This window comes from Methylobacterium sp. CM6244, assembly GCF_054817885.1.
The window spans coordinates 897,922-916,520 of record NZ_CM139247.1; the positions used below are offsets into that span (position 1 = coordinate 897,922).

General features: G+C 63.8%; 15 protein-coding genes and 1 pseudogene. 10 read left to right on the plus strand and 6 right to left on the minus strand.

Annotated features, from left to right (window positions below; genetic code table 11):
* The first annotated feature begins 209 nt into the window (after positions 1 to 209).
* Positions 210 to 542 carry a hypothetical protein gene (locus ACYQML_RS04070; RefSeq protein WP_461234800.1) on the plus strand — a complete coding sequence of 111 codons (333 nt, stop codon included), beginning with the start codon at positions 210 to 212 and terminating at the stop codon, positions 540 to 542.
* 357 nt (positions 543 to 899) lie between these two features.
* On the opposite strand, the gene ACYQML_RS04075 is transcribed toward ACYQML_RS04070, so the two are convergent.
* Entirely contained in the window at positions 900 to 5,756 is a 4,857-nt protein-coding gene (locus ACYQML_RS04075) for a protein NO VEIN domain-containing protein (protein WP_461234801.1), read from the minus strand.
* Between the two features lie 148 nt (positions 5,757 to 5,904).
* Positions 5,905 to 7,007, minus strand: a protein-coding gene (locus ACYQML_RS04080) for an IS3 family transposase (RefSeq protein WP_461234802.1) whose coding sequence is annotated in 2 segments (ribosomal slippage) — positions 5,905 to 6,746 and positions 6,746 to 7,007 — 1,104 coding nt in all. Because the reading frame shifts where the segments join, the coding sequence is not laid out codon by codon here.
* A gap of 469 nt (positions 7,008 to 7,476) precedes the next feature.
* Between ACYQML_RS04080 and ACYQML_RS04085 the strand changes: the two genes are divergently transcribed.
* The 6 genes from ACYQML_RS04085 (at position 7,477) to ACYQML_RS04110 (ending at position 14,590) form a co-directional block, all read left to right on the plus strand.
* The gene (locus ACYQML_RS04085; RefSeq protein WP_461234803.1) at positions 7,477 to 8,037 is read left to right on the plus strand and encodes a hypothetical protein; all 561 of its coding nucleotides are present in this window, start codon (positions 7,477 to 7,479) and stop codon (positions 8,035 to 8,037) included.
* Positions 8,037 to 8,387, plus strand: a complete 351-nt coding sequence (locus tag ACYQML_RS04090; protein ID WP_461234804.1) for a hypothetical protein — start codon at positions 8,037 to 8,039, stop codon at positions 8,385 to 8,387. Before ACYQML_RS04085 ends, ACYQML_RS04090 begins: the two co-directional genes overlap by 1 nt.
* Positions 8,384 to 9,661, plus strand: coding sequence for a hypothetical protein (locus ACYQML_RS04095; protein WP_461234805.1), 1,278 nt, complete (start codon positions 8,384 to 8,386; stop codon positions 9,659 to 9,661). Before ACYQML_RS04090 ends, ACYQML_RS04095 begins: the two co-directional genes overlap by 4 nt.
* Before the next feature lie 866 nt (positions 9,662 to 10,527).
* Positions 10,528 to 12,492, plus strand: coding sequence for an ATP-dependent nuclease (locus ACYQML_RS04100; RefSeq protein WP_461234806.1), 1,965 nt, complete (start codon positions 10,528 to 10,530; stop codon positions 12,490 to 12,492).
* 3 nt (positions 12,493 to 12,495) lie between these two features.
* A complete protein-coding gene (locus ACYQML_RS04105; RefSeq protein ID WP_461234807.1) occupies positions 12,496 to 14,379 on the plus strand; it encodes a UvrD-helicase domain-containing protein in 1,884 nt (627 codons plus the stop codon).
* Positions 14,336 to 14,590, plus strand: a complete 255-nt coding sequence (locus tag ACYQML_RS04110) for a hypothetical protein (RefSeq protein WP_461234808.1) — start codon at positions 14,336 to 14,338, stop codon at positions 14,588 to 14,590. The genes ACYQML_RS04105 and ACYQML_RS04110 overlap by 44 nt, the downstream gene beginning before the upstream one ends.
* Positions 14,591 to 14,816: 226 nt before the next feature.
* Here the strand turns inward: ACYQML_RS04110 and ACYQML_RS04115 are convergent, their stop codons facing one another.
* The 3 genes from ACYQML_RS04115 to ACYQML_RS04125 all read right to left on the minus strand — a co-directional run bounded on the left by ACYQML_RS04115 (position 14,817) and on the right by ACYQML_RS04125 (position 16,783).
* The gene (locus ACYQML_RS04115) at positions 14,817 to 15,275 is read right to left on the minus strand and encodes a hypothetical protein (protein ID WP_461234809.1); all 459 of its coding nucleotides are present in this window, start codon (positions 15,273 to 15,275) and stop codon (positions 14,817 to 14,819) included.
* On the minus strand, positions 15,262 to 16,101 hold the full coding sequence (locus ACYQML_RS04120; RefSeq protein WP_461234810.1) for a nucleotide-binding protein: 840 nt from the start codon (positions 16,099 to 16,101) through the stop codon (positions 15,262 to 15,264). Before ACYQML_RS04120 ends, ACYQML_RS04115 begins: the two co-directional genes overlap by 14 nt.
* Before the next feature lie 106 nt (positions 16,102 to 16,207).
* Positions 16,208 to 16,783, minus strand: a complete 576-nt coding sequence (locus ACYQML_RS04125) for a hypothetical protein (protein ID WP_461234811.1) — start codon at positions 16,781 to 16,783, stop codon at positions 16,208 to 16,210.
* 611 nt (positions 16,784 to 17,394) lie between these two features.
* Here ACYQML_RS04125 and ACYQML_RS04130 point away from each other — a divergent pair.
* Complete coding sequence (locus ACYQML_RS04130; RefSeq protein WP_461234812.1) at positions 17,395 to 17,706, plus strand: plasmid mobilization protein; 312 nt, start codon at positions 17,395 to 17,397, stop codon at positions 17,704 to 17,706.
* Positions 17,707 to 17,888: 182 nt separating this feature from the next.
* Positions 17,889 to 18,116 (plus strand): annotated as a pseudogene (locus tag ACYQML_RS04135) (relaxase/mobilization nuclease domain-containing protein); the annotation flags it as partial.
* On the opposite strand, the gene ACYQML_RS04140 reads toward ACYQML_RS04135, so the two are convergent.
* Positions 18,078 to 18,233 carry a hypothetical protein gene (locus ACYQML_RS04140; protein ID WP_461235790.1) on the minus strand — a complete coding sequence of 52 codons (156 nt, stop codon included), beginning with the start codon at positions 18,231 to 18,233 and terminating at the stop codon, positions 18,078 to 18,080. The pseudogene ACYQML_RS04135 and the gene ACYQML_RS04140 sit on opposite strands and share 39 nt — an antisense overlap.
* Here ACYQML_RS04140 and ACYQML_RS04145 point away from each other — a divergent pair.
* Positions 18,232 to 18,588 carry a hypothetical protein gene (locus tag ACYQML_RS04145; RefSeq protein WP_461235791.1) on the plus strand — a complete coding sequence of 119 codons (357 nt, stop codon included), beginning with the start codon at positions 18,232 to 18,234 and terminating at the stop codon, positions 18,586 to 18,588. The two genes, ACYQML_RS04140 and ACYQML_RS04145, sit on opposite strands and share 2 nt — an antisense overlap.
* The last annotated feature ends 11 nt before the right edge of the window (positions 18,589 to 18,599 follow it).

The window sequence follows — 18,599 nt, forward strand, 5'->3', positions numbered from 1 at the left end:
CACGAGCAGAGAGTGTCGCGCCAATGCAAGTGACAAGCTACGGGCTCTTTTGGAGAGCCGATGAGATAGAATGGTTTCCTGGCCAGGGAAATCGCAATGAATTTCGCCTGTTGGGTAGAATAGGGGTAAATCGCCCTACTGTAAGAGTGGCAGATTTTCGGTGTCAACAGGGTATTTACATCCTTTTTGACCAATATGGACCAGCTTATGTGGGACTGGCCAAAGGCGATCGTCTTGGAGCTCGCCTGCGCGACCATCACAAGGACCATCTTGACGGAAAGTGGGATCGGTTTTCCTGGTTCGGTTTCAACCCGGTAGGTGCTACGCCAGACAGCGAGGGCGTGCTGTCATTGAGTCAACCACGGCGGGACGTGACGGACGACACATCAACGACCATCGGCGACCTCGAAGCACTTCTCATTGCTGCGATGGGGCCAAAGCTCAATCGACAAAAAATGCGATTCGATGAGGCCGAGAGGTGGGAGCAGATCGGCTACTGGGAATGGAGGGAGACTTATCGATTGCGAATTGCGACCAACTAAATTGAGCACACCCGTTGCTATGTATGGTATACTGGCGAATCACCGTTGGATTGCAGATCCACCCAACCATTGCCATATATCCAACAGTCTAAATAATTCATATCTTCGAGCGATTCAACAATCGACACCGATCTTGACCTAGAGTTTCAGTTCATTTCATTCGATGATACAACGGCATAAGCAGATTTGTGGGATGGATCATGGTTCAACGCTAAACCACACCTGGTAGAGCGCGGCGCTCGTTAGTCCATCGTTCCAGAACGGATGCTAGTAGGCGAACGGGTGAAACCTGTCCTCGTCGGCATTGCAGACGAAGTACCAGGCCTCTGGATGCCCACAGCGGGGTTGCTTGAAACATCACTCCACAAATGTGAGCATTGAGTTGAACGGGATGCTCTTCCGGCCTTCTATAGGGAACTCGATCAGGACGAAGTCGCCGGCCCCGCGGCGCTCGACCGATAGCACGGTCCCTAAGCCCCAGACCCGGTGCCTGAGTTTCACGCCTGCTACGAGGTTCAGCTGCCTCGCCCCGCCGGTCTCCTCGGCCATGCCCCTCCAGCCGTGGTCAAACCAGTATTCGGCTACCTTCGAGAAGGGGTTCGCGATCGCGTGGACCTTCTGGGTCTGGAGGTCGCAGGCGTTCTCGACGACATAGATCCAGAACTGCTCCGGGTGCTCGCGGGCCATCTCGTATTGCACGCCGGTGAGCTTGATGCCGCGCTCGTTCCAGGCCGACCCCAAGCCCTTCACCTCAATGAGGCGGGTGCCGGCGCCATCCTCGTGCGCGGAGCGGATGTCGAAGCCGGGGTTCGAGTGCGACTGCTCGACCGGGATGCGGTTTGCGTTTCGCTCATACTTCAGGACCGCTTCGATGGCGGCGATGTCGATCTTCGCCGCTTCGGCGCGCGCGCGGTCGTTGCCGCCGCCGCTGTCTTGCGTCGGGTTCTTGGTGGACACCACGTAGGCGAGGAGGCGGCTGCGCCTGGTCTGGCCTTCCTGCTGGCTGTCAGTCCCGGAGCCGACCCGACTGGTGCCCGTCCTCCCCGATCCGGGGCTGCCCGCCCCCGAGCCGGTCCTCGATCCTAATCCAGAACCCGTCCGGCTGCCGGACTTGGTTGGGCCGCCGCCATGGCGTCCGTAGCCCCCGCCGCCACCGGCTCCTGACTGTCCGGATCCGCCGGTCCAGCCGCGCCGGTCGGCGTCGCCGTCGTCGCGACGGTCTTCCTCACCGTCGTTGGGGTCTTCCTCGTCGTCTTCGACGTGGACTTCGCCGTCGTGATCGGCATAGTCGGCGGCGACCGCGTCCTCGGGGATGTCCCGGGCATCCGGTTCCTCGTCTACGATGTCGGCTGGCTCCTCCGCCCCCTCGTTCTCGCCGAGGGCCTCGAGGTCATCGATCGCCTCGCCGCGCTCACCCTCACGGCCCTCGTGGAGCGGGGGCGGGCTGTAGTCGGCGGTCCGCAGGGACTGCTCCGCCTCCGCTGCGGAGGCCGCACCGATGACGTAAACGGCCGCCATTATGACGGGCCGCACATCAGCGTCGTACGGCACGGTGTCGAGTTGGGCGAACAGGTCGCGAAACGCGGCGCTCCAGTCGAGCGGTACGCCGGCGGCCTCTCGCATGTGAAGTACGTTGTCGTCGGCCTCGTAGAACGCCGTCACCGGCGCGGCGGCCGAACGGGTCGGCGGATCGGACGTGAGCAACTCGGCCTGCACGTGCAGCGTGTCGGTGAGGCGCACCTCGAGGTCCAGCAGGGCGTGGAGCAGCCGCTCGCGTCCGCTTGCGGTGGGTGCCAGCCACAGCAGCAGGTCGGCGCGTTCGGCCACGCGCTCGGTCACGACCTTCGACTCGCGGTTGTCCGGGTCTGTGGCGAGGCGGAGGCGGGCTACGGTCGACAGGCGAGGGACGCCGAGCGCCCGGAAGAGCCGCGCCGCCGAACCGCGTGGGCAGGTCGGGGTGGACACGAGCTGGTCGTCGAGGGCGCCGCCGAATGGCGACGCGAGCCATTCCGCGTCCGACCATACCGCATCCTCGGGGAGGATGCCCTCTCCGTGGAGGTTCGCGAGGATCGGGTGGGATCCGACCTCGTCGCGGAGTGCCTGCTGCGTCAGTGCGCCGGATTCGACTGCCTCGGCGATGGCGGCGAGGCAGCGGTCCTGGACGACGAGATCGTCGGCGTCGAGGTCGCCCTCGTCGGCGAGTTGCACCAGCATCCTCGCGTAGTGCCGGGGCTCGGGCCTGTCCGAGACCCCGAGGTGGCGGTAGAGTGGCGAGCGCAGGTGCATGTTCTGCGATGCCGCGTGCCAGCGCCCGCGGAACGGCGGCGCTTCCCAGAACACCTCATCTGCGGTCAGCCATCGATTTTCGGCGGCGACGTAGATGAAGGCCGAACCGCGCAGCGGCTCCAGCGACACCGCGCTGCCCTCCACCCGCTCCGAGAGTATCTGGTAGGCAATGTCCGAGGGCTGGATGTCGTTGGCCATGCAATGGCGCAGGTGCGCCACGGCGACAGAGGTCGGCGGCTCGTCCGGCATCTCGAGGAAGTCGAGGAAGTCGGTGAGGCCGCGCACCTGGGTCGAGCGGAGGACCTGGAGGTCAGGTACGCAGGCCTGGGAGGCGAAGCCAGCGGCACGGAATGGGCGGTAGACCTCGTTGGGGGCATACCACGCCTCTTCCCGCTGGCCGTCAAGGGAGGCGGGCAGCCATTCGAGGTCGCGCAGGCGTTCGAGGTCCGACCGCTCGGCGTCGCTCATTGACGGTAGCCGCTCGACCAGGTGGCGCGTCACCCTGTTGAGCCTCTTGGCGGACTCATCGTCGGGCTCGCCTCCAGCGAGCAGCTCGATGCGGTCGACGAGGTGGTCGACCGTGGCGCGCCGCGGCAGTCCCAGTTCGGATTCGAGCAGATCGCGCAGTCGGGCCCGGGAGTCGTCTGCCGGCAGCCAGTTCTCGTCCACCCAGCGCTCAGGCTCCGGATCAAGCGCGGCCTCTAGGGCCGCCGAGAAGAAGTAGACGTCCGGCGCGCGCGAGTAGCCACCTGCCCGGTTGCGCACGAAGCGCATCTGTCCGAGCGTGGCGAGCGCGCCGCCGGCAGCTAGCTCCCGCCAGTGCTGTGCCACCTCCCGCATCAGGCTACGGTATTGGAACTGGGTGGGTCCGGCGGCGAGGATGTCCGCCAAGTGCTTGCGCACGTAGTCGCAGAACGACAGCGTCTCCACGCCGAGCGCCGACTGAGCGAGGGCGAGCATCGGCGCCGGCATCGCCGCCACGTCGACCACGGCTAGGTGTCCGATCGGATCGTCGAAGCCGCCCGGCAGTAGGCCCCGGCCGGGCGAGGTGAAGCCCGAGCGTGTCCGCAGAATAGGGGTGTCGACGATTGCCCTCCCGTCGACGTCGCCATCGCCGCCCGCGGTCGCCACAAGCAGTTCGTAGAACGCCCGCACGCGGTGCGCGGACGCGCCGATGACATCCATGGCGTCTGCCTCGGTCTCGATCCGCTCCGCCAAGTGGTCTGCGAACTCGGCGAATCCGTATCGCGGGATCAGCGGAAGGAGCGATGCCCGTCCGGCGAGGGCAGCGTGCGCGAACACGACCTCGGGGACGATGGCGTTGACCTGCTCCGCCGTCGCGCCGGCGGGCGGAATTCGCAGCTCCGCAAGGCTGTGCAGTCGTCCGTCCTGCCCTGGCGCGAACCTAACCGCACGCAGCCGTGCCAGGGCGGACTCGGCGCCCGGCGTTTTGATTCCTGCTTCGACGATACTATCGATCGCGCCCAGCAGCGTCGGCGTGGGCGGCGGAGGCGCCGGATCCGCGGCGCCGTAGGCTTGCGCCAGCGCGTCGATCGTCGCGTTGAGGCGCAGCGGCTTGGCTCCCAGGGTATAGAGTGCGGTCCAGTGCGGCCGTAGGTCAGGATGGAGTATGTCGAGGCCGATGGCCGCGAACTCCGCCTGCTGTTCGGCCGGCATCGGCTCCGGCGGAAGGTGGCTGCTCGCGATGGGGCACCACTCGTCCTCGACGGACCAAGAGCAGTCGTAGCCCTGGGCGGCCGCCGCGAAGCGGTTCCAGAAGATGGCGAACGCGCCTTCGCCCTTCAGCGCCAGTGCCGAGCTGCCGATCTCCCACAGCCGCCTCGCGCCAATCTGGCCGCTTAGCATCACGAAGTTTTCGGCGATGGCGGTCGCCGCAGCCTCTAATAGCAGCTCGTTCCAGTATCGGTCGTGCTGCTCCCCTGTCAGCACGATTGCGCGGCGGTTTGGATGCGGGAAGAAGTCCGCGTTGACGTGCATGGGCAGGCGCGAGGACTGTTCGGTGGGCAGATACGCGTAGAGCAGGCCCTCGCACGGCCGGTCGTCGAGCGGGATGGCCACGGTCACTGCCGCCGAGCGGTTGAGTTCCACGAGCATGGGGAAGCGGGACCTGAGGTCCAGCTCCTCCGCGCGGACCGCGGCGTCCGTCTTCAGAACGAGCCAGCTCTCCTCACTACCGTCCGGCTCCTTGGTCAGCTTGAGCACGTCGCCGTCGCGTCCGATGGACACCGCGTGGACCAGGGTCCCGTCGACGAGCAGTTCGATGCGCTTGAGCCTTCGCAGGAAGAACAGCCCGCGGTCCATGATGTCGCGGATCTGGGCGGCGACCCGCTCGCACACGTCTTCGGGGGTCGGCGAGGCATTGAGAGCATTGCGCGTTGCCGACTGGCTGGAGGCCCATGCCAGCTCGAACTCGGTGCCGTCGACCTCGGGAATCCGGTGGGTCGGGCTCTCGGAGTTCAACGGGTCGAGGCGCATCTGGAGGTCGCGTGACCTGATGACCGGCGAATCGGTGACCTGATAGACTGAGACGAAACCGATGCCGAAGCGGCCAATCTGGTGGCCCACATTGATCTTGCTACGGCTCCCCATGCGCGAGATCGCGTGGAAGTTGCACGGTCGTGTGATCCCCTCTGCGTTGCCCGTGGCGAGGTGGGGGCAAGTCGTCTCGGTCAAGCCGCAGCTCGAAAAATGCTCGCTGTTCCAGACGTGCAGGCCGTCCTCGCGGACGTCGAAGCGCATCGCTGTCGCGCCCGCGTCGTCGGCGTTCTGGACGAGCTCCAGCGCCATGATGTCGAAGCCTTGAAGGCCCGCGAGCGCCTGCTGGATGTTTCCTAGCAGATCGGCCTCGTAGCGCTGCATCACGGGCGCGGGCACGCTCGGGCTGGTCGCCTGGGCGAGCGTGCTCATCGGCAGGTTCCCATGGCGGGGATGGCTGCGCGGAGTGCCTTGGCCATATTTAGATCTCGTCCTCGATCTGGTCTGCCCCCTGAAAAGTGGTCCTCCCGGGGGTATGGCTCTGAGCCAATTGGAGTTGACCCCGTTTGTGGTCCACGGCCTATGCAAGGTCTTGGGCTGTGACAGCTTGGTTGGCGAAGGCTCGGGGCGTCAAGCCGCCCAGAGCCATATGGGGTCGATCGTCGTTGTAGTGGCACCTCCAGTCCTCGATGCGCTCACGGGCATCGGCCAGCAACAGGAACCACGAGGCGTTCAGGCATTCCGCTCGCAGACAGCCGTTGAACGACTCGATGTAAGCGTTGTCGGTCGGCTTGCCCGGTCGGGAGAAGTCGATCTCGACCCCGTTCAGGTAAACCCACTGGTCGAGCATGCGGCCGGCGAACTCCGGCCCATTGTCGACCCGCAGGCTCTTGGGCCGCCCCCTCAGCCGGACCAAGGCATCGAGAGCCTCGGTCACTTGGAAGGCGCGGAAGTTGGCTCTCGGCGTGAGTGAGAGCGCCTCTCGCGTGTGGCAATCGACGACCGTCAGGATCCGGAACGGACGCCCGTCGAAGATGCGGTCGGATACGGAGTCCATCGCCCAGACCTCGTTGGGCCCACCAATCGCTGGCTGTCCTTGGCGATATCGCCAGGCCCGCTTGCGCTTGGGCAGCTTGGACCTGATCGACAGTCCCTCGTCGCGGTAGATCCGGTAAGTGCGCTTGTGGTTCACCTTCCAGCCCTCCCGTCGCAACAGGATGTGCAGCCGCCGGTAGCCGTAGCGGACCCGTGCGGCAGCCAGCTCCTTCAGTCGCATCCGCAGCGCGACCTGCGGATCAGAGCGCTTGGTATAGCGCTGGGACGAACGGCCGAAGCTGGTGGCCAGACAGGCCCGACGCTCGCTGATGTCGTAGGCCACCTGCAGGTGACCGGCGATCTCACGGCGAACGGCGGGCCTCACCACTTTCGCTTGAGCACGTCCTGCAGCATCGAGCGGTCCAGCGTCAGGTCTGCAACCAACCGCTTGAGTTTACCATTCTCGTCCTCCAGCTGCTTCAACCGCCGAATCTCAGGCACGCCCATGCCGACGAACTGCTTCTTCCAACGGTAAAACGTCGGCTCGGATACACCCATCTTCCGGCAGACCTCGTCCACCGTCGCACCATTCTCCGCCTGCCGCAGGGCAAAGGCGATCTGTTCGTTCGTGAAGCGTTTGCGAGGCATGGCATCCTCCCTCCTTCAGGGTTCAGGATGCCCGAAAAACTTGCGCTCAGCGCGGACCACTTTGCTGGGTCAAGGTCACTGTGACAGCTTGGTTGCTCGAACACGACTGCGATTCGCGGCGTACGGCGCAGATCTTCATGCGTCACGATCCAGGTGTCGAGCGGGTGGATCAGGAGATCGGGAGCACCGGAACAAGATCGGGATCGGCGAGGCCGATCGGGGCCTGCATGGCGCTGATGCCGAGTCCCGCTCGCACGTCGTTACCTCGGTCGCATGGCCATCGAGTGCGAGAGGCGGATCGCGCCTAAGTGTGAGCTTTCAGGAGGTTGTCCATCCGGTCTGAACCGAGGACGCTTCTGACACCCTACGATCGCAGCGCCTTGTCTTAAGGGCTGTGGCGTAGCGAAGGCGCCGCTTGACAATGATCAGCGGCCTCGCCATCTTCACTGAACTCAGTGAGGTTTAAAGAGTGAAATTGTCGATCATCGACTTGGCAGGCGGTCAGAAGGTTCTCAGCGGAGTTCAGGCTGGCCGCCAGCTCTTGGGAAAGCTGGTCGCCGCCGCGCAACCGCCGGCGGATCCGGAGCCCGTATACCTTGACTTCAATGGGGTAGAGGTCGCCACCGCATCTTTCCTGCGCGAGGGCGTCATCGCCTTTCGCGATCACGCCCGATCAACTCTGCCAGCGCTCTACCCAGTGATCGCCAACGCGTCTCCGGCTGTGACTGAGGAGTTGGAGTTTTTCCTGCGACATCGGCGGGACGCACTGTGGGCCTGCGAACTGGCGTCTTCTGGCGAACCACTTGATCCCAAAATTCTCGGCGAACTCGATGAGGCTCACCAGTCCACCTTTAATCTCGTCGCACGTCTCAAGAGCGCGAGCGCGCCAGGACTCGCAGCACAAAGCAAAGAGGGGATAGCGCCGACGGCTTGGAACAACCGCCTGTCCAGTCTCGCAACGCGCGGTCTGCTGATCGAGCGGCGGTCAGGAAAGACCAAGACCTTTGCCCCCGTTTTGGAGATCGCCTGATGGGTATAGAGTTCATCCGTAACGCTAGCGGCAAGCCCTACACCAAGCGGTGGGCGAAAGGCCTCGATCGCACTAAGTCGCCAACCTTAATGGATGTCAGCCTGTCGGAGGAGGTTCGAACCTTCACCGCTAAGCTGGCCGCAAAGGGAGCGGCGCGCCAGGGCGCGACGGTTCTGATACAGTCGAGAGGCCCTGATCTCATCGTCCTTGATGGGCTGCGCCAAGTGGCCAGCATAGCCAACCCTCCGGCGAGCGTTCGAGCCGCGATCGAGGCGCACCAAGGAATGGCGCCGGCGGTGGTAGAGCGCATCGGCATCCTTGGTGCTACGGCGGAGATCAAGCTCAAGTGACCCGCCGCGCCCCGCAGGAACCCACGCGTCGCTTCGAACCTTCGTATCGGCTTCGCGACAACGCCGCGGTCTATGCGCCTTCGCTCGGCTGCAACGGTTGTCCCGACCTCGAGACTTGCGGGGGTCTCCACACGGACGCCGGCGTGTTCGACTGCAACGACTTCTGCTCATGCGCCGATCCCACTGTGTGCGACATGGTCTGCCGCAACAAGCCCGATACCTTCTTCGAGCGCTATCTTGAGATCGGCGGCTTCGATTTGAAGACAACGCCGCAGGTCGTTGCCCTTCCATCACCGCGTTTGCCGCCGGTCGTACCCTTGATCGGCCACAAATATAGCCGTCAGGCCGTGTTGAACGAGCCCGTGGTTGCGGTTCCGCTCTATGAGCTGTTCCACATGGGCTCCGGCCAGCCGTTGGTGCGCACCCGTGCAGAACTTGCTGCGCGCTTCCGCATTCCCGAGAGGGCGGTCGTGATCGCCTCTGGCGTCGACCGCGATATAAAGCTCGAAGCCTGGTGGGCATTCGCCGATCGAGACTTGATCCACGCGACGCTCCGTGACCTAGAGATCGCGCTGGTTACAGTCCCCAACTTCAGCCTTTTCCTCAACGTGCCGCGCCCCGACAATTTGCACAGCATGAAGCGGATCGCGCTCGGCTGGGCGGAGTTGATGGCTGCCGGCATTCCCTCAGCGCTGCATCTCAACGCCCGTACCGACCGCGACTATGCGCGTTGGATACGTTTCGTCCGTGAGCGCCCGGAGGTCGAAATCGTCGCCTTCGAGTTCGGGACGGGTGCCGGCGCGCCGAATCGCATCGATTGGCATGTCGATCGCCTTTGCCGCCTGACCGACGCCGCGGGTCGCCCGCTGACCCTTGTGGTTCGCGGGGGCGCGCAGGCTCTCCAGCGCCTCAGACAGCATTTCGCGCATGTCGTCCTGATCGAAACCGACGCCTTCGCGCGCACTCTCAAGCGCCGTCGGGCTGAGTTGACCGAAGGGGGCCGCCTGCGCTGGCCGAGGATCTCGACTCCAATAGGCGCCCCAATCGACGAGTTGCTCGCCCACAACATCGCCACCAAGCGCGCTGCGCTGCTGCTGACCGATTTCGCGCCGCCGACGCAATCAGAGCGTTCGGCCCGGCACGCTCGCCGGCCGGCACAGCACGCTGACCGTGAAACCGGGCAAGGCAGCTTTCTGACGCAGTTGGACGCGACCCTGCAGGCTCGGGCTGTGCCCGCGGACCTCCAGCGCGTGGTCGTCGCTGCGAAAGCGTAGGTCGCCGTCGTGATTGGCCAGCGCGCGGAACATCTGTCCCATGCCGAAGCCGCAGCCGCTTTCGCGGCCGAAACGAGACTCTCCATTGGCCACCGCGACCGACAAAGCTGCGCCGGCATCCTCGATGCGCTGATAGTCGGGATGGGAGCGAAGGCTAGCGAGCACGCCGATGCCGCAGTCGCTTACGACAAGCTCAAACGCGCTTCGTCGCGCGGCGAAGGCGACGAGCCCAGTCGTCGACGCTTCGCTGTGGCGGAAGACGTTGTCCTGCAGTTCGCCCAACGCCCCGATGATCTCGGCCGCGACCCGGCGCGGCAAGCCGGCAGCGAGCGCCGCCTGGTCGGCGCGGCTTGCCCAAAGCTCCCAGAGGTCGGACCGTTCGCCGTCCGAGCCCAGTCTTCTCAGCGGAAAGACGCCGGCGCGTGCGTCCCTGTCGGTTCCACTGACCGCGTCACGTTCAAGCGCCGCCTCGATGGAGACGACGAACGGGGCTTCGAGCGTTACAGTGGCGAAGGCGCTCCGGTAACGTTGTCGTCCGCGTACCAGCTCGATCAATGGCCCGATCAGCCCAGAGCGCTGGACACGCAACGGACCAAGACCGGCCAGATCGCCAGCGGCGGCCAAGAACAACAGCTCGTCAGCCGCATCGAAGTCGCCCACAAGCGTCTGCCCAGGATTTTCGGCTCCCTGTTCCATCCCCCCCCCCCGGACCGGCCGCGGCAGCCGTCGGCGAACCATGAGGTGCGCCGGGCTCTTGGTCCGAAAACCTCCTCATAGCAGGTCGGCCGCCGGTGTTCGCCACTCTTTAAGCGAGATGTCCCACGTCGACTGGGAAGTTCGTCCCCCTCATACATTTTGGATATCTAATGCATCTTGAGCGACTTCTATTGACAGGCTTCCGGTGCTTCGGTCCTCAGACCACGATAATCGACATGATACCGGGCCTGACTGCCTTCGTCGGCGTGAATGGCTCCGGCAAAACAGCGGTGATGCAGGCGCTGCTGCGGCTCTTCGGCGTGACGCAGGACCACCGACGTGTCCGCCGCCAGGATTTTCACGTTCCAAGCGCCGAGGCGGGGGCGCCCGCCGAGCGTGAGTTCGTCATCGAGGCGATCTTGTCCTTTCCTGAGCTGGACGGCGCTGATGGCCACGAGTCCGTTCCCGAGTTCTTCCACCAAATGGCCTGTGAGCAAGATGGTCAGCTGAAATGTCGACTGCGGCTTGAAGGTCGCTGGACGGACGACGGCTCGCTCGAGGGGGTGATTGAGCAGAAGTACCAAGCGATACGCGCACTTGGCGCCTTCGAGGATAGTGATCGATCGGACCTGCGGCCGACCGACCGCGCGCGCATCCAGTTGATCTATGTGCCTGCCAGCCGCGACGGCACCTCGCAAGTGACCGCGTTTCTGCGCGGCAGACTCTGGCGTGCCATCACCTGGTCGCAAGCAATGAAGGAGGTGTTCCTCGACGCCGGCGGACGCCTGAACGGCGCCTTCGGCGGCGAGGCGGCCGTCGATCTCGTTGCGAAGGCCGTCGAGCGCCGCTGGCAGCAGGTGCATAGCGCCGGCACCGACACCAAGCCGGTCTTTCGACCGGTCGATCTCCGCTTCCAAGAGTTCATCCGCAAGGTCGAGGTGGTGTTCCATCCCGATGAGGAAGGGCGCGATCGCAGCCTCGAAGATCTGAGCGACGGTCAGCGCTCGCTGTTCCACTTGGCCATGACCGCCGCAGCCCTCGACGTAGAGGGCCGGATTGCCGACGGCTCCGCCGGGGCCGCGTTTCAGGCTGGCGGCGTTCCGCTTCCGGCCCTGACACTCATCGCGATCGAAGAGCCCGAGAACAACCTCGCGCCCTTCTACCTTTCACGGATCGTGCGTCAGATCGAGGAGTTGACCGCAGGCGGGCGAGCGCAGGCCTTTGTCTCGAGCCACTCCGCCAGCATCTTCGCGCGTGTGGACCCTCAGCAGGTCCGGCACTTCCGCCTCGAAGCAGCCGACCGCACGGCTCGGGTGAAGGGTATTCGCCTACCTACGGATGACGAGGATGCCGCAAAGTTCGTCCGTGAGGCGGTCCGAACCTATCCTGAACTCTACTTCGCGCGGTTCGTCATTCTTGGTGAAGGCGCCACCGAAGAAGTGGTGTTGCCTCGCTTGGCGGAGGCGCTCGATCTTCCGATCGATCGATCCTTCGTGGCGATGGTGCCGCTCGGCGGCCGTCACGTAAACCATCTCTGGCGTCTCCTCAGCGATCTTGCCATTCCCTACGCGACGTTGCTGGACCTCGATTGGGGCCGCGATGGTGGGGATTGGGGTCGAATCAAGACGACATGCGAGCAACTGGTGGCCGTTGGACGGTCGTCGATGGAGATATTCGGCGCCGAGCTTGACCCGGCCGAAATCGAAGCGCGCCTGACGGCGCTTGGCGCTGGCGATCCGCACGACACCGATGGTTTGCGGGCATGGATAACTGCCCTACGCAGGTTCGGCGTCTTCTTCTCCACGCCTCTCGATCTCGACTATTCTATGCTTACGGCGTTCATGGCCTCCTACCAGCGACTGGAGCCTGGAATGCGTGGGCCTCGCCCTGGTGATGCTCGCACCGCGGTGCTCGGCGATGAGGGGAAGCCCGAACTCTACGATGCGACCTTCGACACGGCATTCCTTTGGTATCGCTATCTCTTCCTAGGCCGCGGGAAGCCAAGCACGCATGTGCGTGTGCTGGCACGGCTCGATGCGGAGGCCCTGAAGGGCGGGATTCCAGAAGAACTCAGGGCACTCCTCGATCATGTGATCACCGCGATTGCCATCGTACCGCTGGAAGGGGCGCGCTGATCCATGCCGCTCGTCGCACCCGACGCTTGGCGGCCACGTGGCATCGCCGATTTGGAACCCAACGCTTGGCACGTGCTGCGCCGGCAGGGAAATACCTGCGTGGTCGCTGGACCAGGGGCCGGCAAGACCGAGTTCCTGGCCCAGCGCGCCGCCTACCTGCTCGAGACTGGGGCGTGCTCTGCGCCTCATCGTGTGCTGGCCATCTCCTTCAAGACCGACGCCGCAGAGAACCTTGCGGCCCGCGTGCGTGAGCGCTGCGAGCGTGGGCAGGCTGACCGCTTCACGTCGCTGACGTTCGACGCTTTCACCAAGAGCCTCGTCGATCGCTTCTTGCCCGCACTTCCGGCGAGTTGGCGGCCAACAACACCCTACGAGATTGGCTTTCCCAAGCGTCGCGATATCGAAGACTTTTTGATCCGCACGCGCTTAGCGGCCCCGCAACCTTGGCAGGTGGAGATCGCCGCGTTCCGTCCGGCCGACTTCGAGTCCAAGATCATCGGCGGCTTTCGCCTGCCGTTCCAGGCTTTAGCGCCGGCTACAGCAACAGAGTTCGCAGTTGAACGCTGGTGGGGCGAGCTCCTGAGGCGCCCCGGGCGCTCCTTCCTCACATTCACCATGCTCAATCGCCTGGCTGAGCTCTTGCTACGCGCTCGACTTCAGATTGGACGTGCCTTACACGCAACCTATCCCTTCGTCTTCGTAGACGAATTTCAGGACACAACTCACGCGCAGTATGACTTCCTGCTCTCCGCTTTCGGTGATCCGCGCATCACGGTAACCGCCGTTGGCGACAACAAGCAGCGCATCATGATTTGGGCCGGCGCGCGCACGGATGCTTTCGAGCGTTTCGAACGAGAATTCATTGCCGATCGCGTGCCACTCCTTTTCAACTTCCGATCCACTCCCGACCTTGTCCGTATTCAGCACGTTGTTGCGCAAGCGCTCGACATTGGTGCGATCGAAACGGTAGCGCAATCGGTTCGCCAAGTTGACGGCGATGTCGCTCAGGTCTGGACCTGCCCGACGTCTGCCGGTGAAGCCCAGCATTTGGCGCGATGGCTGGCTCAAGACATGGGCGCTCGCGGAACGCGACCCCGCAGCTATGCGATCCTCGTGCGGCAGACGGCGGATCGATTCGAGGAGCAACTCGCACCGGCCTTGGCCGCTGCCGATCTTCGGATTCGCAATGAGAGCCGCGCTCTCGGCCGAACAACGCTCCAGGATCTGCTGGTTGATGCCTACGCCGAGATCGCGCTGGCCCTGCTGCGCCTTGGCGCCGTCAGACGCGCGCCAGCCGCTTGGCAAATTGCTTCGGATGCTGTGCTGCGTCTGCGCGACGCCGATCCGGACGACGAGCTGAGTTGTCTCCGTGCGGAGGAAGCGCTGTCTTCCTTTCTGCGGTCGCTGCGCACAACCATGACGGCGTCGCCGCCATCGGCCGCCTCGGCGGGCGCGCTTGCCGACCAAGTGCTGGCCTTTGTCGACACCCGGGCGCTTGCCCAATCTTTTCCCGAGTACACCACCGGGGACGCGCTCGCTATCGCGATCGAGGCGTTTCGATTGCACCTCATTGCCAGCACTGATGGCGCTGCCGACTGGCCGACATGTCTTGATCGCTTCGCCGGCGTCGATCAGGTGCCGCTGATGACCGTGCATAAGAGCAAGGGACTGGAATACGACACGATTATCTTCGTCGGTCTCGACGACGCTATGTGGTGGAGCCATAGCGCCGGTAACCCCGAAGGCGTCGCCACATTCTTCGTGGCGCTCTCACGCGCCAAGCAGCGCGCGATCTTCACCTTCTGTCGCGAACGTGGCCAGCGGACGCGCGTGGCCGACCTTTATGCATTACTCACCGCAGCGGGCGTGCCGGAGGTGGCCTGTTGATGGCGGCGGACTGGCCGTTGCCACCCAGATCGTCGATCCGCTCGCGCCTGTTGGCAGTCATGCCTGGGTCGATCTGCCGGATTTCGCCGGGACCATCATGATCCTGATGCGCGGCGGCGTGCGATTTAGCCTGTTCGGGCGCGTCCGGTTCACCTGGGATTGGGATTGGGATTGCCCCGGTTTGGTGGATACCGAGACCGCTTTCGCGTGAGGTGTTTGCCCGATGCCCAAGACCCGTCCCGCATGACGGGCTTCCGATCGGAACGGGCTTCGCGTGAGGTCGTCGCCGCTCGTGCATCACGACGCTGACCGCAAGGCTCGCCGGACTTGGTCGCCCATTTCGCACCTGCTTCAGGAGGGATGATCGGCGTCGAAGGAGAGGCGCCCGTTGGAACTTGGCACCTCTCCCTTGCAATCAATCGCGTCGCCTTGCGCGCTCAGCGCTTGGTCGCGCTGCCGATAACGTCCACCCGGTCAGAGACAAGCCGCAAATTATGCGCGGTCCAGGCGTTCGATGCGAGGCACGCAAACACGAGAACAACGCACGCCCAGATCAGATAAGAGTCCCGAGCTGATTGCTTGGCATAGAGCTTCGCCTGCTGGTCGTTAGCTTGGACGAGGACCTCTTTTGCCGCAGAGACCTCCTCGGCGAGTTTGTGGCTCGCCACCAAGCCGCGCCCTGCCACGAAGATTTGCATGACGTACTCGTCGTCCACGGTGGTGTTGAGCCCCGCAGCGATGCTCTCAACCAGCCGGCGTTCGTTCGGCCGAAGGCCTCGGCCGAAGACGATATGGTAATATCGATCGAGATTGCGGAATTTCTCCGCTTGGAGCTTTTCTTCCAGATCAGGGTCCCGCCCCTGGGCTTGAAGCATGAACTTCTCAAACGGCGTCATGCGCGATCGCCTCCAGCCACATCTCGTGGAATTTGCGGCGAAGACGACGTGCCTCGACGCGGATGCGCATCGGCGTCGCGGTGGCGAGGACGTCCCAGGGCACGTTGTGAACGCGGAGCGCCTCGGTGATCCGTTCGCCGATAGGTTCAATCTCCGTGATGTGGATGCTTGGCAACGCCTGCAGCACCTGAAAAATCTCCGATCCTTCAAGGTACTCGAAGTTGACGCCGGTGTGCGTGTTCTTCGCTAGGATCGGGCGATCGCATTCGCGCAGCAGCGGCAAAAGGCTGGGCAGGACTTTGAGCGGCGTCGGGTCGACCGGGCCGACGATGACGACCACAATGAGCCGGATGTCGTTCTCGTGGCATTCCCCGACGATGATCTCGGCGCAGCGTTGCGTCGTATCGGTGTCGCCCGCCGGAAAGTCGATAACTACGAAGGGCTCCGGCGCCTCGCCGATCGCGGCCATCATGTCTTGGCACGCTGTGGGATCGATGCGGCCGGCATGATCCTCCGCACGCACGCGGTGTTGGATCGGCCGGATCCCAGCCCGGCTCGGTTCGCGCTTACCGCCCGGACCGTCTTGCGTGAAGGCTCTGTGGAAGTGCCCGTTTGCCAGATCCGCATCGATCACCAGGACTTGCCCGAGCGAAGCCAGGAAATCCGCAATCTGCATGGCGCTGTTCGTTTTGCCGACGCCACCCTTGCCGCCGAGAACGATGATCAGGGCGCGCTTGACCGTCGAGCCGAGTAGTCTCACGCGCAATTCTTCGATCTTCTGTGGTGTGTAGAGCGGAGGTGGGCCGTTGTCGGGCTGTTGTGTCATCGTCGTGTTCCTTGTGATGCAGGCGTGAGCAGAGGGGGCACGCGCGGAGTGACGCGCTGCCTTGAAGCGGCTTAATCGGTTAGGCGATGTTGGCGTCGTCTTTGGCTCAGCCCGGAGCGCGACGATCAGCTATGGTGTTCAGCCAGGCATTCCTGGGCTTCGTCGTCCCCAGGCCCACAGTCTTCAGCGGCGCCGGGTCCTGATCGTTAGTTTCCGGATGTTCCGGATTGTGGCTCACCTGAGCGATGGTCGTCGGCGGGTCAGGTGCGACGAGGCGGATTACATCGTTGCGACCGTGATCGGCATCCCCTGTCGTATCCTGTGGCGGTAATGTCGTGCGGTTCGTCGTGGGTGCCGACGTAACGGACGGTTTCCTCGACGCCTTCTTAGCTTGCGTTCTCGAAGCGACGCCGTTGCTGGCGGTGCCATGCCTGAGCCGCGACAGGTAGCTCGACAGCATCTCGGCTGAAAACGTGACGCCGTTGTACGACAGGGCGTCGGCAATCTCGTCGAGACTGAAGCCTGCTGCCCGCAGGGCCGTCACCTTCGCATCCATCCGCTCAACCAGGGCTTGTCGCGTCCATGTTTTACGTGGTGCCGGTCCGGCGGCGTGCAGACGTGCAAGCTGCGCCTCCACGTTCGACACATGCGTTTCGTCGATCGGAATTTTGTCTCGCGTCATAGTTTCCATCTCCTGATGTCGCCGACGATCCCGTCACCGGCGGTGGGGCGGCGTTAACCCTGTGCTCGCCACCTTGAGACAGGCTGATCAAGTTTAGCGATTCACACAAGGGTAAGATCGAGGCAAGATTTTTTGCTGAGAAGTGTCGAATCGCTCGACAGGTCCATTTTTCTCAATATCCATACGCTTAACAGCGCGGTGCTTGGCGACTCACAGCCGTATGCGCACGCCGTTGCTATGAAGCGCAGGGACGCGCTTGGGGAGTCAAGCATCCGATCATGAGGTAATCTGGTTTTTCGCCGTCGGTGATGTGATGCGGCGGTGACGCAGGAAACACGTCTTCCGCGATACCAGGAACAGCGCAGGAAAAGGTCAACCAAGATGACAGGACAAAATGCAGATTGTTCGGCAGGGGCGATCACGGCCGGACGCCGTGTTTCTCGGAAGGAGCGACGGGGCAGGATGCTCTTTGCTATCCGCGCCGGCCAAGCCGGGCGCAGACCGCATCGAGGCGGGAGCCGTTCGGCGCTCACGCTTCTCACAACTCCCTCAGCCTGTCGGGGCGCCCCCCCAATCCCCCATCCCTGAAGCCACCTGGAAGGACGCAGCCGATGTCCGGCCAGAGTGGATCCGAATGCCGCCGCCTCACCAAACAGGTCGGCATTCGTCTCACCCCCGAAGAATACGATCGTCTGCTGTGCGAAGCCAAAGCGGCAGGCCTGACGCTGGCAGCGCTCACCAGGCGCCGCCTGCTAGGACTGCACATCACGGCACAGGTCGATGCCGAATTGATCCGCGAACTGCGCCGGCTCGGCGGCTTGGCCAAGCTCGCCATTCGGACCCCAAGCCTGCGCGAAACCGGTCGCCCTGTCCTGCATGACATCCGTCGCGCCATCGACGCGCTTTCGGGACCGGCGTCATGATCGGCAAGCAGATGCCAAAGCGTCGCGACGGCGCGCTGATCGGACGGCAGATCCTGGATCTCGCCGTCTACATAGACCGTCGTGATCGCGGGGCTGACCGGGCCGACGTGCTTGCCTTCGGTCAGCTCAACCTGATCGCCGGGACGCGTTCAGGGCAGATCGCGGAAATGATCGCGACGGTAATGGGCGCGCCGCGCGCGCACTCCCCGGTCGAGCACGTGGTGTTGTCATGGCGGGCCGGTGAACAACCCAGCATCCGCCAGATCGAGCAGGCTCTCGTGATCCTGCAGGAGGAGACCGGTTTACGTGGGCACGGGATGCTGTGGACGCTGCACGGCGGCAGCAACAACCTGCACCTCCATGCCCTGATCTCACGCGTCGCACCCGACGCCCAGAAGACGACCAAGGTCGCTTTCTTTCATCGCAGCATCGGGCGCGCCGTCGCCCGCATTGAGCACGCACAGGGCTGGCACCACGAACCAGGCGCGCATTTTGAAGTTCTCGAAGAATGGGAAGGAGAACATCATGTCAAACAGTATGGGGGGCGCCCCCACAACACATCCGGATTTAATCCGCATCGCGGCGACCGAGGCACAGGGGGCGCATATCGACACGGGGCAGATCCTCAAACTACTAATGGAGGGGGGAGAGGAGGCCGATCCGATCGGGGCGATCATCGACAGCCAGGACCGGGGCGCGGAGCGTCTCGAGCTGATCATAAGAATGTTGATCGAACTTCAGGGAGACGTGGCGCAGCTGAGGGCCAAATCGGACGTGATGGTGGCGGACATTCAGACGCTGCGTACGCAGCTCAACGTCGTCTACGGCAAGCTGGCCAACGTAATCGTGCGGCCCGCCTCCGGCGCAGGGTCGCCGCAATAAATCTGCGAGCG